The sequence below is a fragment of the Pseudomonas brassicacearum genome (assembly GCF_003732225.1).
GTDB lineage: Bacteria > Pseudomonadota > Gammaproteobacteria > Pseudomonadales > Pseudomonadaceae > Aquipseudomonas > Aquipseudomonas brassicacearum_E.
In genome coordinates, this window is record NZ_MOBJ01000008.1 from 39,374 (window position 1) to 53,039 (window position 13,666).

At 61.4% G+C, this 13,666-nt stretch carries 11 protein-coding genes; 6 read left to right on the forward strand and 5 right to left on the reverse strand.

What is annotated here, in order from left to right:
• Positions 1 to 2 precede the first annotated feature (2 nt).
• The 5 genes from tssA to BK659_RS12340 all read right to left on the reverse strand — a co-directional run bounded on the left by tssA (position 3) and on the right by BK659_RS12340 (position 7,545).
• Positions 3 to 1,103, reverse strand: coding sequence for a type VI secretion system protein TssA (gene tssA, locus BK659_RS12320; RefSeq protein WP_123425344.1), 1,101 nt, complete (start codon positions 1,101 to 1,103; stop codon positions 3 to 5).
• On the reverse strand, positions 1,100 to 4,918 hold the full coding sequence (locus BK659_RS12325) for a type VI secretion system protein (protein WP_123425345.1): 3,819 nt from the start codon (positions 4,916 to 4,918) through the stop codon (positions 1,100 to 1,102). Before BK659_RS12325 ends, tssA begins: the two co-directional genes overlap by 4 nt.
• Positions 4,915 to 5,682 (reverse strand): DotU family type IV/VI secretion system protein, encoded by a 768-nt coding sequence (locus tag BK659_RS12330; protein ID WP_123425346.1) that lies wholly within the window; start codon positions 5,680 to 5,682, stop codon positions 4,915 to 4,917. The genes BK659_RS12325 and BK659_RS12330 overlap by 4 nt, the downstream gene beginning before the upstream one ends.
• Before the next feature lie 18 nt (positions 5,683 to 5,700).
• Complete coding sequence (gene tssK, locus BK659_RS12335) at positions 5,701 to 7,032, reverse strand: type VI secretion system baseplate subunit TssK (RefSeq protein ID WP_123425347.1); 1,332 nt, start codon at positions 7,030 to 7,032, stop codon at positions 5,701 to 5,703.
• 63 nt (positions 7,033 to 7,095) lie between these two features.
• Positions 7,096 to 7,545 (reverse strand): type VI secretion protein, encoded by a 450-nt coding sequence (locus BK659_RS12340; RefSeq protein WP_123425348.1) that lies wholly within the window; start codon positions 7,543 to 7,545, stop codon positions 7,096 to 7,098.
• Positions 7,546 to 7,771: 226 nt separating this feature from the next.
• Between BK659_RS12340 and tssB the strand changes: the two genes are divergently transcribed.
• The 6 genes from tssB (at position 7,772) to tssG (ending at position 13,666) form a co-directional block, all read left to right on the forward strand.
• Positions 7,772 to 8,353, forward strand: coding sequence for a type VI secretion system contractile sheath small subunit (gene tssB / locus BK659_RS12345; RefSeq protein ID WP_123425349.1), 582 nt, complete (start codon positions 7,772 to 7,774; stop codon positions 8,351 to 8,353).
• A gap of 28 nt (positions 8,354 to 8,381) precedes the next feature.
• Positions 8,382 to 9,869, forward strand: coding sequence for a type VI secretion system contractile sheath large subunit (gene tssC / locus BK659_RS12350; RefSeq protein ID WP_123425350.1), 1,488 nt, complete (start codon positions 8,382 to 8,384; stop codon positions 9,867 to 9,869).
• Between the two features lie 74 nt (positions 9,870 to 9,943).
• Positions 9,944 to 10,444, forward strand: coding sequence for an Hcp family type VI secretion system effector (locus BK659_RS12355; protein ID WP_123425351.1), 501 nt, complete (start codon positions 9,944 to 9,946; stop codon positions 10,442 to 10,444).
• 15 nt (positions 10,445 to 10,459) lie between these two features.
• The gene (gene tssE, locus BK659_RS12360; RefSeq protein ID WP_123425352.1) at positions 10,460 to 10,903 is read left to right on the forward strand and encodes a type VI secretion system baseplate subunit TssE; all 444 of its coding nucleotides are present in this window, start codon (positions 10,460 to 10,462) and stop codon (positions 10,901 to 10,903) included.
• Positions 10,887 to 12,677 (forward strand): type VI secretion system baseplate subunit TssF, encoded by a 1,791-nt coding sequence (gene tssF / locus BK659_RS12365; RefSeq protein ID WP_123425353.1) that lies wholly within the window; start codon positions 10,887 to 10,889, stop codon positions 12,675 to 12,677. The genes tssE and tssF overlap by 17 nt, the downstream gene beginning before the upstream one ends.
• Entirely contained in the window at positions 12,641 to 13,666 is a 1,026-nt protein-coding gene (tssG, locus tag BK659_RS12370; protein WP_123425354.1) for a type VI secretion system baseplate subunit TssG, read from the forward strand. Before tssF ends, tssG begins: the two co-directional genes overlap by 37 nt.

Here is a 13,666-nt window from a genome sequence, read left to right on the forward strand (position 1 = left end):
GGCTAGAGAACCCCCAATAACGTCCAGAGTCGACGCGACTCCGCGTCAGCCGATATCAACTCGCCCAGCAGTTCGCTCAACGGTTTATTGCCCCACTCCACACCGCGCCTGATCAAGTAAGGCACCGGGCTGTGGGGCTCGGTTCGCGCCAGGTATTCGGCAATCAGCAACAGTTGCCGATAAGCCTCTTCACGATTCACCGGCTCGCGCATTGCCTGCTGGGCTGGCGCAATCTCCGGCGCCAGAGAATCTTGTGGCGCCGGGACCTGCGGTGGCTCGACCGAAGCTTCGGCGGGTTGACGTGGATGCATGGCGATGAACTCCTGAACGAGCGTCAACAGCGCCTCGATGATGTCCTGCAACGATTTGTAGCCTGGCGCCTGATTGCCCAGGTAGGCATCACTCCAGTCCTGGAGCCGTTGCAGATGCTGCAAGCTCAATAACAGGCTGCCCTGGCTGCGCAACCAGAATGACAGCGGCGTCGCACGAATCTGTTCGGTGAGTTTTTTCTGCTCGTTGCGAGCGGTTTCAGCCGACGTTTTCGCCGCCTTGGTGTCATTGACCATCACTTGCTGCACCTGCAAGCGCCGCCAGTCATCCAGACAATAGCTCGCAAATTCGCTGGTGCGAGTGTCGAACAGCGGCACCCGGGTGAGCAGGATTTCACTGTAGCGGCGCGCCAGCCATTCGAGAGGAATTACCCGCCACGACTGGTCGCCCTCCTCGGCCTGCGGGTGAAGTTGCTCGGGGTAGCGTTCACATAAACCCGCCACCAGCGCCAGACTGCCCGGCAACCCTTCCAGACCGTCCAGATGCAACCAGGCCTCGCCGAGCCAGGCACTGAGCATCAAGTCCTTGCTGCGTTCCAGCAGCAAGCGGGTGGCGAGTCTTGCCTGTTCCGGCCATTGGGCACGCTTGATCGACGACTGCCAGACACCTGTCGGCAAGCTGGTATCGTCCTCGCGACGCAGTTCGCGCAACTGGTCGAATTCAGGCTCATAGCGCAGGTCCTGACCACAGGGCATTTCGTCGCTGATCGGTTCGATCAACTGCGTGATCAGCTCCGGCAGCGGCGATGACAATGATGGTGACGGTAGACTCACAAGCCCTCCTCGTTCGTTACGATGGCTGCCGTCGAACCCGTCGACATAAAGGGCGAACGCGGAGCACGCGTCGGCAACGGTTGAATCGACAACGGCAGTTTCGATCCCTGAGTCATCCATGACAGGCGCATGAACATCTGCGTTGGTCCCTCAATGCTGCTACTCGCGGTGACCGGCAAGCGCAAGGTCAGCGGAAAGTCCGTGTAGTCCATGCTTGGCTGGCGCTGATTCGACTGGTGCGAGCGCATCAGGCGCAGCAACGACCAAGGGCCACCGTATTCCCAGCCGGCCTCCAGATCCCGGATCACCAGGTTCGGTTGCAACGGGTCGCTGACCGGCCGCTGGGGGCCGTTCCTGGCCCAGCGCAAGGTCAACCTGACGGGTTGGCCGACCATCCAGCGCAGGTTCTGTTGCGCCTCGCCGGGATAACCGATCTGTTGATTACCGGCATTCAGGCCCCAGGCAATGACCTGATCGGCGCCGCGTTCTTCCTCGCGATCAGTGCGCCAGCGCACGTCCATCTCCACCCCCAGAATGCCGCTTTTGTCTCGCACAAACAGCGGCCCGAGCCAGGTGCTGGCCTGTTTCAAACGGTTGAGAAAATCCTCCGCGGCCAAACGCTCCGGCGTCTGGCTGAGCAACAAACCGGCTTGCGCCACCGGCAGGCGCTTGTCGATCAACTCCAGCAAATGCTGGACCCGCGCCGGGTCGGCATCGGTGACCTGTGTGCCATTGGAGAACGGAAAACGCTCGGCCAGGTACTGATTGAAGTAATTGGCCAGGTCGTTCCACGCCGCCGAAGCCTGTTGCTGTTGCAGCGACTGGCAGCGTTGCATCGCGGTTTGCTGCAGCTCCTGAGCCCTCAGGGCCAGCGTCCCACGGCCGCCGGAAAGGTTGGCGGTTTGCAGGATCTGCGCGCAGGACCCGGTATCCATGTCGATAAAATCCCGGCTCACCAACTGTTCGATCTGTGCCGGAGAACTGGCGGGGTTCTGCTCCTTGTACTTGAGCAGTTCATCATTCAAGGCACTGAACTGTACAACTCGTTCGTAATCCAGGCCCGACAGATTTTGCTGCTGGACCTTCAGCCACTCCAGCGCCGGGGTACGTTGTTCGGTAATACCCAACATGGTGTTGAACTGCTGCTTGAGGCTCAGTTTCAGGTCCTGCACATCACTGGCACCGTACAGCTGCAAGCCGAGGTTTTTCGAACCATCCCACCGAGCAATACTGGTCCTTTCGCTGAACAGCGGCTGAGCGATTATTTCGTTCAGACCACTGGCAACCTCGGCCAACGCCCGGCGGTTGAGCGCGTTCTGCAAGCGCGTGGCCAGGTCACTGCGCCGCAACTCGATAAAGGCTTTCTGCAACGCCACGGCCTGCGAGGCCTGCACATTGAACCCGACGCCTTGCTGCGCCTGACCACCCTGCTCCTCCAGGCTGAGCCACATGGCCTTGGCCGCTGCCCCTTCCGCCGCCTGGAGCAGCGCGCCTCGGTAAGCCGGCGGGATACGTGGCAACTCTTCGCTGGCGTAGCTTTTGTAACTGGCGAAGTAATTCAACGCACTGTTGAGACCATCATTGTCGGCGCTCTGACTCTGTGACGCGCTGAGGTCGGAATCATCCTGACGCAGTGCGATGGCCACGAAATCGCGCTTGAACAACGCCTGCACGGCGTTGTTAAGCTGGCTGACATGCTCTTGCAACACCAGTTGTCCGCTGCCTTGCTGAATCAGCAAATTGCCACGCGAACCGGCCTGGGCAATCCATTGATCGCGAAAGCTCTGCTGCAACTTCGACGCCTGCATGTCCAGCTGTTGCTCCAGTTGCGGCCCGAGCAAGGCGCTTTGCCGGACTTTATCCATCATCTCGCGGTAGCCCGGCACCAGGTCCTGGCCTTTGCCACGCCCCCACGCCGAGTTGGTCAAGCCAATCAACGCTTGCAGGTCGTCAATCAGCGCCCTCAAGTCCTCGAGTTCGCTGAGGGAATTTCCACTGCCCGACTCCAACCGCTCCAGGTGCAACTTCAGGTAACCCGCCTGACGCACGAAGTTGTCAGCCAGAAAGTACTGGTCCAGCCAGCGCTCCATGAGGCCTTCGAAATTCGTCGCGATGGACGAGCGTTCCGTGGTCAGGTCCAGCGCTTTCAACCCGCTGGTATCGGAATTGAGCAGGACCCGGTTATAGAAAGCCGAGCGACGCAACGTGCCGACGTTGAGATTCAGCGACAACGCGTTATTGCTGAGCAGCACCAGGTCATCGAGTGGGGTTCGAGGATTGTTCAACGCCTGATTGAACCACTGATTCTGTTGCTCGAGACGCACCGCGCGCTCCACCAGTTCTTTGGCCTTGACGTAGTTTTGCCATTGCGCCGGGTCTTCGCTTTCCACGCTCACTCGGCGTTCGGTATTGCGGATCGCCTTGAGTTGCCCCAGGTCCGACACCAGCAACTCTTGCAGCGGCACCAGCAACTGCCGCTGGGCAGTGAGCCGCAGTTCGTCTTCCATCTGTGCATCCAGCGAGGAAAACCAGGACGTGGGAAAGACCACCGAGGTGAAACTCCAGCGCGGGGCCCTTTCCAGTACCCGCCAGAAACCCTCGACGTTGCGTCGCGTCGGTTCCAGCCGATGGGCTTCGTCGGTGACCGCGACATAGTTTTTCTGCGCGCCTTGCAGCAAGCGCGACAACTCATGGGCATCCTTGACCGAGTCGTGCCAGACCCAAACCATACCGATCGCCCAGACCAGCCCGACCACCAGCGCCACCACGCCAGTCACCCGTTGCCAGCGTTGGCGCAGCCGCAAAATACGCGGTACGACCTGAGCCACGCCACGTTCGGCAACAATCCGTCGCTGCCACAACTGCCGGGCAAACGCGCTCTGCTGCAACACCGTGTCGTAGGCCGAGAAACTCTCCCGAGTGCTCTCTGGTGCTTGATTGGCAGTGAAGTAAACCCCGCGAAAACGCGGCGCTTCGCCTTGTGCATTGCCCTGAAAAACCGGCTCAAGCAGGGTTTGCAGCGTGCGCCGCAACGCTTCGAAGCGGTCCGGCACGGCAAACAACTCGCTGCTCAAATGCCCGGACAAGGCACCGATCTCGATGATCGACTCGGACAATGCCCGGCGCACCTGATCCAGTGCCTGATCACTCCATTGCGATTGCCAGACCGCCTCCGGCGAATACGGCGACGACCAGCCCAATGCATGTTCCCGCGCCTCGGCCGGTAACGCGCCAATCAATTCCTGAAAGCCCGGCAGCTCCTCCATCCCGGTGACGACCACGTACACCGGCAGGCTCAGCCCGAAACGCTGTAACAGATCGATGAAGCGCCGCCGTGCCGCCAGACCGAGGCTGGCCGCCCGCTCCGGATCGCCCAGTTGACTGAAAGGCACGGTCCAGATCACCGCGTCCAGCGGCCGCTTGCTGCGCAGGCGCACAATCAACCCCAACAGACGCCACCAGCCGCCCCGTTGCAGATTCAAGCCTTCATCCGGCAGGAACAACGCCTGTGGCACCACCAGCACCGCGCCCTCGGGGTCCGACCACCAGCGCCCGAACCAGGCTGGTTTGTCGGTGGGCTGCAAGCGCCATTGGGCACACAGTTGAGTGCCCTGGGTTTCGTTGCCGAGCATCAGCAGCCACGGAATCTGATAGCGGTCCTGGGTGCCTTGCTCCTGCTCCATGTGCCGGACCGACAGATAGAAACTGCGAATCGCGGCGCCACTCTGGGTCCGTAACCACCAGACCGCCACCAGTAGCAGCGTCAGCAGCAAAAGCACCACGACGACGGTCAACACAATGCCCAGGGCGCTCATGAGTCTTGCTCCTGGGCCGCTGCCGTTTCGGAAAGGTGCATGACCGGTTCAAGCTCCTGACGAATGTCGCGCCAGAACATCTGCCCCAACCCTGTCATCAACAACACCACGCCGAGAATCGCCAGGCCCAGGCGAAAACCGTCGGGTAGCGACAGACGCATGGGCAACTGCACGGGAGCGACCGCCGAAGGCTGCTCCAGCCGCGCGCTGACATCGGCGTAATCGGGCTCGTGTTGCCAGGCGAAGGCGAACAACGCCAGCCGCCATTTTTCATGCTGGAGCTGATTCTGCTCGCCGCGCAGACGCCCTTCGAAACCCAGTACCAGGCACTGCAAATAGACATTGGCCAGATCCCGGGTAGTCGGCACCTGATCGTCGAGCAATGCCTTGATCGCCAGCGGTAGCCGTTCGCCCGCCTGACGGCTGGCGTACATCCGCGACTCCAGCGGTTTGTCCTGCCAGGCGAGCTGACCCGGCCAGGGAGCGAACAACAGGGTTTCGTCGATCAGCGCGACAAACGCATACACCACGGCGGTCACCTGCTCGGTGGCGGCATCACCGACTTTGGCGAATGCCGTTCGCCACAAGCGCTGGGTAATCTGTGTCGAGAATTCGACGACGGACTCGACCAACGCCTCATCGTCACTGTCTTTGGACTGTTCGTTCCAGGCCTGCGACCACTCTTGCCAGGCCTGACGAAAAGCACTGCTCAGCGGCGCTTCGTGGAGGCCTCGCGCACCGCTGCCGACGTTCCCTTCAGGCATTTGACTCCCCTTCCCTGATCAAGCGTTTTCATTGGCTTGAGCGACAAACAACACCACTTGCCAAGGGCTGCTCGCCAGCTGCGATGCCGGCGCGACAATCTGCAATGGCAGTTGCCCGTCGAACCATTGCCCCTGTGCGGTGACCACAAACAACCGGGTGTCGTCGCCCACGCTGTAGGCCACCTGCTCGTTGCGATTCATGGCCTCATGCGTCAGCCCCCTCATGCGCTGTCGACCGAGCAAGGCAATGTGCGGCGCAGAGGCGATGATCGCCCGGCTCAACCATTCACTCGCAGACTGCTCACTCGCGCCGTTGGGCATACGCAAGCCAATCACCAGACGCTGGCTCGGTTGATCGTCGGGCAACTGGATCGAAAAGAGATGTTCGTGGCGTTCGAACGGCAGGCTGCGATAGCCAGCGCGAATCAGTTCCAGGGTATTTTCCAACCAGTCGAGTACGCTGTCGTAGCCACGCTGCAACTCGAGAAAGTCCAGCGCCGCAAAGGCCGGCACACCCGCCAGTGGATCGAGCGCCGACCAGACGCCGGCCAGCCCGAGCAACAGGCCATACAGCGCTTGCGGTGTCGCCAGCCGGCTGTTCAACAAGCCCTCGACCTCCGGCAGACGCGCCCAGAGCGCCGTCAGCTGGCGACGAATTTCTGCTGCGTCATCCTGGTTACCGGCCTGCTGCGCCTGGCGCAAGCGACCGGCCAGAAACATGCATTTCTCCCGCGTCCGGGCACACAGACCGGCGACCCGCCGCCCCAACGCCGACTCCGGCAACAGACACGGTGTCGGCGCCGTGTAGGGCAGTTGCAAAAAGCCGCCGCCTTCCTTGCGAACACGCAGCAGCGGCACACAGATCGAGTCCGCCTTGTTCAGCTGCGTGCACAAACGCGGATTGGGTCGCCATACCGTGATCGATTCGGGGTATTGACCGCTGGTGAGGTCTGGCAGCGCATCGCCGACCACCGATTGCAATCGTCCCGTGAGCGGCAGTAATTGCCCGGCACGCCACAACGGGCTGACCGCCAGGTAAACCGTCACGGTGGCATTGTCCGTTGCATCGACCGCTTCGCTGACATCGAGCTCCAACATCGGCCCCGCGCCGGCCTGCACATTCACTGGCAAACCATCCGGCAACGTCGCCTGCAAAGCGAGCAACCTGACGTGCCCGGCACTGAGTGCCGAGGGGTCGATCTCCAGATGGGTGACACCCCAGAACCAGGGGTTGCAGGCCTTGGCGAAATACGCGGCCAACGCTTCGGCGCGCAGCCCTTGCAACTGAAAATGCTGGGGCAGCAATTGCATGCCCTCGTGCCAGCAAACCGCGTCAGGTAGCAAACTCATACGATTCCCTTCGACGTCGAATGTCGCCGCTTGCCAGCGGCCTGGCGATTTGTTCAGTGCGGATCAGTGCGCAGCGTCGCTGACCAGCGTCATCTCGCGACTGTCGAACTTCAGCCAGGCCTTGCTCTGATCGTCCAGTCGAAGTCGGTGCGCTCCGGGTGTGTTATAGCTCGCGAAGATCAAAAGTCCAGCGGCGCGCTTGCCGCCCAGGGGAAAGGGTTGTTGATCGATGAACTGCCCGGGAACCAGCTCCAGCCCCCAGACGGTCATCATCTGCCGGTAGTCGCGCTGAAACTGCTCGCGCTCGCTGAACCATTGCCGAGCGGTCATGGCCGACAGCTGCTTGAGCAGGTCTGGATCATTCACCGCCACGAAATCCACGGCAATCGGGGTGTCATCATTGGCATGGGCGGCGACGTCCAGGGTCAGGCTATCGAGATCGACTCGCGGCCCGAACAACGAACAGCCTGCGAGCAACAGAAACGGGAGAGGACTAAAAAAACCTGCGCGCACAGTGAATTTTCCTTTTCTGATGACGGTCAAAAATTGTTTTTGTTTGCTTTTTTATAGACCTGTTCTAGCGTCTTGGGTAGTTCGGTCAGCACGACGAATGTGGAAGGTTCGTCAAGGGAATGACAGGTCCCACTGCCTCCCTTTCTAACCTACGGTTCAGCAAGGGAATGCGATGAGCGGGCCTCCCGAAGCATTGCTCCCACCCAATGCATCGGAGTCCGCCACCATGGCAGAAAGTACTCAGCACAAGCTCGACAGGGTCCGTCCGCCCCGCGTGCAAATCACCTATGACGTTGAAATAGGCAACGCCATCGAGAAGAAAGAATTGCCTCTGGTGGTCGGCATTCTTGCCGACCTCTCCGGCAAACCTCTGGAACCACTCCCAAAATTGAATGAACGGCGTTTCACCGAAATCGATCGCGACAACTTCAACGAAGTGCTCGCCTCGATCGCCCCCCGCGTCACCTTGCAAGTCAACAACACTCTCGGCGGCGACGACAGCAAGCTCAACATCGAGCTCAAGTTCGGTCATATCGATCATTTCGACCCGGTCAAAGTGGTCCAGCAAGTGACGCCGTTGCGGCGCCTGTTCGAAGCGCGCCAGCGTCTGCGTGACCTGCTGACCAAACTCGATGGCAACGATGACCTGGACAAACTGCTGCGCGATGTCATCGCCAACACCGAAGGCCTGCAAGAGATCAAGTCGGCTCGGCCTGAAGCTGCCGCACCGGCCAGTGATGCCGAAGCAACGCCGCAAGCAGCCGCACCGGCTAGCGATGCCGACGCAGCGCCGGACGCACAAGCCTGATCGTTTATTCATTTAGGGAGAAATTGCCATGCCCGCCTCATCCAGCGCTCAGGCCCAAGCCAGCGAAAGTGTGAACGAGACCTTGTCTCTGCTCGACCGAATCATCGCCGAAGGGCGAATGGCCCACGACGACAGCCAGAAGGATTACGCCCGCGACATGCTCGCGGAGTTCGCCACCCAGGTTCTTGACAAAGGCATGGCCGTCGACAAGGACACCGTGGCGATGATCAATGACCGCATCAGCAAGATCGACGAGCTGATCAGCGCCCAGCTCAATGAAGTCCTGCATCACCCCGACCTACAGAAACTCGAAGCCTCCTGGCGTGGCCTGCACCTGCTGGTGCAGAACACCGAAACCAGTTCCCGGCTGAAACTGCGCTTGCTCAATGTGACCCAGAAAGAACTGCAGAACGATCTGGAAAAAGCCGTCGAGTTCGACCAGAGCGCGCTGTTCAAAAAAATCTACGAAGAGGAATACGGAACCTTTGGTGGTCATCCGTTCAGCCTGCTGGTCGGTGACTACACCTTCGGCCGACATCCGCAGGACATCGGCCTGCTGGAGAAACTTTCGAACGTCGCCGCCGCAGCCCATGCCCCGTTCATTGCCGCTGCCAGCCCGCGACTGTTCGACATGCACAGTTTCACCGAGCTCGCGGTGCCGCGTGACCTGTCGAAAGTCTTCGAGAGCCAGGAGCTGATCAAGTGGCGCTCCTTCCGTGAAAGCGAAGACTCGCGCTATGTATCGCTGGTACTACCGCATTTCCTGCTGCGCCTGCCTTACGGTCCGGAAACCTTGCCGGTGGAAGGCATGACCTACATCGAAGACGTCAACGGCAGCGACCACAGCAAATACCTCTGGGGCAATGCAGCCTGGGCCTTGTCGCAACGTATCACCGAAGCCTTCGCCAAATACGGTTGGTGCGCGGCGATTCGCGGTGCCGAAGGCGGTGGCGCAGTCGAAGGACTGCCGGCCCACACGTTCCGCACCACCTCCGGCGATCTGTCGCTCAAATGTCCGACCGAAGTGGCGATCACCGACCGTCGCGAGAAAGAGCTCAACGACCTCGGCTTCATTGCCTTGTGCCACAAGAAAAACAGCGACGTGGCGGTGTTCTTCGGTGGCCAGACCACCAACAAGTCCAAGGCCTACAACACCAACGAGGCGAACGCCAACGCGCGGATCTCGGCCATGTTGCCCTATGTGCTCGCGGCGTCCCGCTTCGCGCACTACCTGAAGGTCATCATGCGCGACAAGGTCGGCAGCTTCATGACCCGCGACAACGTGCAGACCTACCTCAACAACTGGATCGCCGACTACGTGCTGATCAACGACAACGCCCCACAGGAAATCAAGGCGCAGTACCCGCTGCGTGAGGCCCGAGTGGACGTCTCGGAAGTCGCCGGCAAACCGGGCGTCTATCGAGCCACGGTGTTTCTGCGGCCGCACTTCCAGCTCGAAGAGCTGACGGCCTCGATCCGCCTGGTCGCCACCCTGCCACCACCGGTAGCAGCCTGACCTGCCTCCCGCCGGCCTGGCCGGCGGGATTCCCTTTGTTTATCTAGCGCGTTTTTCTTCAGGAGTTTCATGCGATGGATGCAATTATTCTCGACCTCGGCGGCGACATCAAAGGCGACAGCCTGCTCGAAGGTTACAAGGACAAGATCGAAGTCATGTCCTACAGCCACAACGTGGCGATGCAGGTGACCAACGACGTCAGCAACTCGGAGCGCACCTCCGGCAAGCCGCACATCGGCGAGTTCACGCTGACCAAGTTCGTCGACAGCTCGACCCCGTCTCTCAACGAGTACTGCTGCGCCGGCAAACCGATCCCGGAAGCCAAGATCACCATCGGGCGCAACGCCGCCGAAGGCAGCGGCCAACTGATGCCCTTCATCATCTACACCCTGACCAACGTGGTGCTGTCCAACGTCAGCGTCAGCGGTGGTACGGGCGGTAAACCGGTGGAAACCCTCTCGCTGAACTTCACCAAGATCAAGTGGGAACTGACCGCCCAGAAAGACGATGGCACCAAGGAAGGCACGGCCGCTTCGACCTGGGACATGGCCGCGAACAAGCTGATCAAGGCCTGACGGAGTACCACGACAATGACCGGCACCGGCATTCTGCCGCCGCTGTTCGAACGCCTTGCCGCCAGCGAGGCGGATACCGTGCAGGCGTTCGATCGCCAGGCACTGTTGGAGTCGGTCCGTATCGAGTTGCTGCGTTTGTTCAACACCCGCCGTGGCCAGCGCCCGCTGACCACGCCACCCAGTGTGCTTGATTACGGCATCGCTGACTGGACTGCACTGCAGCAACAGCGCAGCGATGACCGCCGTCAACTGTCGCGGCAGATTCGCGAAGCCATCGACCACTTCGAACCACGCCTGCAACTGGGCGAGGTCGACGTCACACCCGTGCCCGAACACCCGCAACAACTGAGCATCAGGTTGCAAGGAGAGCTACGCAGCGGCAGGCAGCATTGGCCTGTCGCATTCGTCATCGAGAAAGCCGGCGATGGCCTTGAGGTGCGCCATGAGCGACTCGATTGACACAGAACTGCTCGATTACTACCAACGGGAACTGACCTGGCTGCGGCATGCCGGAGGCATTTTCGCCGAACGCTATCCCAAGGTTGCCAGACGCCTGGAGCTGTCTCCCGGCGAATGTCCGGACCCGCATGTCGAACGCTTGCTGGAGGGTTTCGCCTTATTGGCTGCGCGCCTGCAACGGCGACTCGACGACGATTACGCCGAGTTCAGCGATGCGCTACTGGAACAACTGTATCCGTTGACGATGCGGCCGCTGCCGTCCTGCGCCATCGTGCAATTCGAGCCGGATCCGAGCAAGGGCAACCTGGCCGGCGGTTATCCGTTACCGCGCGACACACCGTTGTTCGTCACCACCCGCCAGGGTGAAAGCATCCACTTTCGCACCTGTGCTGCCGTTCACCTCTGGCCGCTGGAAATCGATGAAGCATTGCTGCTGGGAAGCGACGAAGCCCAGGCCCTGACCGGCGTCGCTCAGGCGCGCTCGGCCCTGCGCTTGAGCCTGAGCTGCCTCGGTAAACACCAGTGGGCAGAGCTCGGCATCGAGCAGTTGCGCCTGCACCTGGCCGCGTCGCCGGTGATCAACGCCAACCTGTACGACTTGCTTGGCGCCCATGCGATTCAACTCCTCGCCGGACCACCAGGCAGTGCGCCCAAGCGGGTGGCCGGGCTGCCGAAGATCGTCGGTTTCGGCAACGATGAAGTGCTGCTGCCCGATGAAGACGGCGTGCATCCGGGGATGCGTTTACTCGCCGAATACTTTGCCTTTCCGGACAAATTCAATTTTTTCGACGTGCCGCTGGCGGGTGCAATCAGCGACAGCCAGACGCTGTATCTGTACATCGTTTTCGACCAGGCACCCGGCAGCCGCCTGCACTTGCAGGCCAGCGATATCGCGCTGGGCTGCGCGCCGGTGATCAACCTGTTTCCAAGGACTTCCGAGCCGCTACGCCCGGACGGCACTCGCAGCGAATACCGCCTGGTTGCCGACAGCCATCGGGAAAACAGCGTCGAAATCCACAGCATTAGAGCCATGCGCGCCAGTACCTCTCAGGGTGTGCAGCGCGTGCCGGCGTATTACGGCAGCCAGCACGGTGGCAACCATCGCTGTTACTGGCACGCCCGGCGAATCAGCGGCATGACCCCGAACCGCTTGGGCACTGACCTGATGCTGAGTCTGGTGGACACCCAGCTTGATCCGTTTGCAGAGGTTGCCGGACTCAGCCTGACCGCCGAGTTGCTCTGCACCAATCGACACCTGGCCCAGAGCCTGTCGGCCGGAACACCGCTGGGCTTCGAGCGGCCGGGGCCGATCGCCGCGGCCCGTCTGCGCAACCCGCCGAGCCGGCAAAGCCTGCCGCGCCTGGACGGTGAGTCACGCTGGCGGCTGGTTTCGCAACTGACCCTCAATCATTTGTCGCTGGTCGAAGGTCCTCAGGCGCTGGACGCACTCAAGGAAATCCTCGCGCTGCATAACCTGCGTGACGGGGCCAGCGCCCGGAGGCAAATCGAAGGCCTGCTGAGCCTGAGCTGCGAGCGCGTCATTGCGCATGTCGGTGAAGATGCCTGGCGCGGGTGGCGCAACGGTCTGGAAGTTCGCTTGCAGCTCGATCCTCAGCATTTTGTCGGCAATAGCGCGGTGCTGTTTTCAGCGGTGCTGGCGCAGTTTTTCTCACTCTATGCCACGGCCAATCGCTTCGTGCGCACAGTACTGGTTGAATCAGACAAGGAGATCAAGGCATGGCAACCCCAAGCCGGCATGCCGCTCTCCCTCTGAGCCTGAGCCAACGACTGCGCCACGATCCTCAGGCGTTCGAGTTGCTGCAGGCCTTGTTGCTACTCGAGCGCGAGCATCCGCAAGCCGAATCGCTGGGCAGCGGCACTGCACCGCAGGCTGAAGCGTTGCGTCTGCGCGGCCCGCTGACGCCGTTGTTCGCCGCCAGCCAGGTTGAAAGCCTGACCGACGAAACGGGTCACAAGCCGACCCTCACCACTCCGGTTTTCGGCCTCGGCGGACCAGACGGACCACTGCCCTACGCCTATCAGGAATGGCTGCAACAACGGGCCCGCGCCAAGGATTATGCGCCGGCCGAGTTCCTCGACCTATTCCAGCACCGCCTGCTCAGCCTGCTCTACAAAGTGCTGCGCAAACACCGGATTGCCGTGGGCTTTTCAGTGCCGAGCGCGACACCAGTGCACGCTCAGTTACGTGCGTTGACCGGCCTGCTGTCAAAATCCCTGCACGAACGTCTGGCGATTCCCGATGCCGCCGTGCTGGCGTGCAGCGCGCTGTTCGCCGACGGGCGCCGTTCACTGGCAGGCTTTGCCGCGATCGTGCGCGAACAGTTCGAATTGCCAGTCGAGCTCAGCGCCTACGACGGTGCCTGGCGCGAGATTCCCCCCGCCAGTCGCAGCCGCTTGCAGCCCGGAGGTCGCAACCTGCAACTGGGGCGTAGCGCCGTGGCCGGCACGCGGGTCTGGGACGAACATGCCGGAATCCGCATGACCCTTGGCCCGCTGACGCCTGCCCAAGCCGCCGCCTTCTTGCCGGACGGTGAAGCACACGCGGACTTGGCCAGCCTCAGCGCGCTGTATTTCGGTCCGGACCTGGATTGCACGCTGGTGCTGCTGGTCCGTGGCGCCAGCCCGATAAAACTCGGCCGCCAGACACCGCCGCTGTTGAGCTGGAACGGCGGCCTGCAACGCCAGTCCAGCCTCGCCCTGCAACGTATCGAGACTCGCCTTCGTCAGCTGGAGATCACCTGA

What these genes read in the sequence shown, in the direction of transcription:
- tssE (WP_123425352.1), top strand. Translation starts at nt 10,460, where the DNA reads ATGACCGGCACCGGCATTCTGCCGCCGCTGTTCGAACGCCTTGCCGCC.
- BK659_RS12325 (WP_123425345.1), bottom strand. Translation starts at nt 4,918, where the DNA reads ATGAGCGCCCTGGGCATTGTGTTGACCGTCGTCGTGGTGCTTTTGCTG.
- tssC (WP_123425350.1), top strand. Translation starts at nt 8,382, where the DNA reads ATGCCCGCCTCATCCAGCGCTCAGGCCCAAGCCAGCGAAAGTGTGAAC.
- BK659_RS12355 (WP_123425351.1), top strand. Translation starts at nt 9,944, where the DNA reads ATGGATGCAATTATTCTCGACCTCGGCGGCGACATCAAAGGCGACAGC.
- BK659_RS12330 (WP_123425346.1), bottom strand. Translation starts at nt 5,682, where the DNA reads ATGCCTGAAGGGAACGTCGGCAGCGGTGCGCGAGGCCTCCACGAAGCG.
- tssB (WP_123425349.1), top strand. Translation starts at nt 7,772, where the DNA reads ATGGCAGAAAGTACTCAGCACAAGCTCGACAGGGTCCGTCCGCCCCGC.
- tssG (WP_123425354.1), top strand. Translation starts at nt 12,641, where the DNA reads ATGGCAACCCCAAGCCGGCATGCCGCTCTCCCTCTGAGCCTGAGCCAA.
- tssK (WP_123425347.1), bottom strand. Translation starts at nt 7,032, where the DNA reads ATGAGTTTGCTACCTGACGCGGTTTGCTGGCACGAGGGCATGCAATTG.
- tssF (WP_123425353.1), top strand. Translation starts at nt 10,887, where the DNA reads ATGAGCGACTCGATTGACACAGAACTGCTCGATTACTACCAACGGGAA.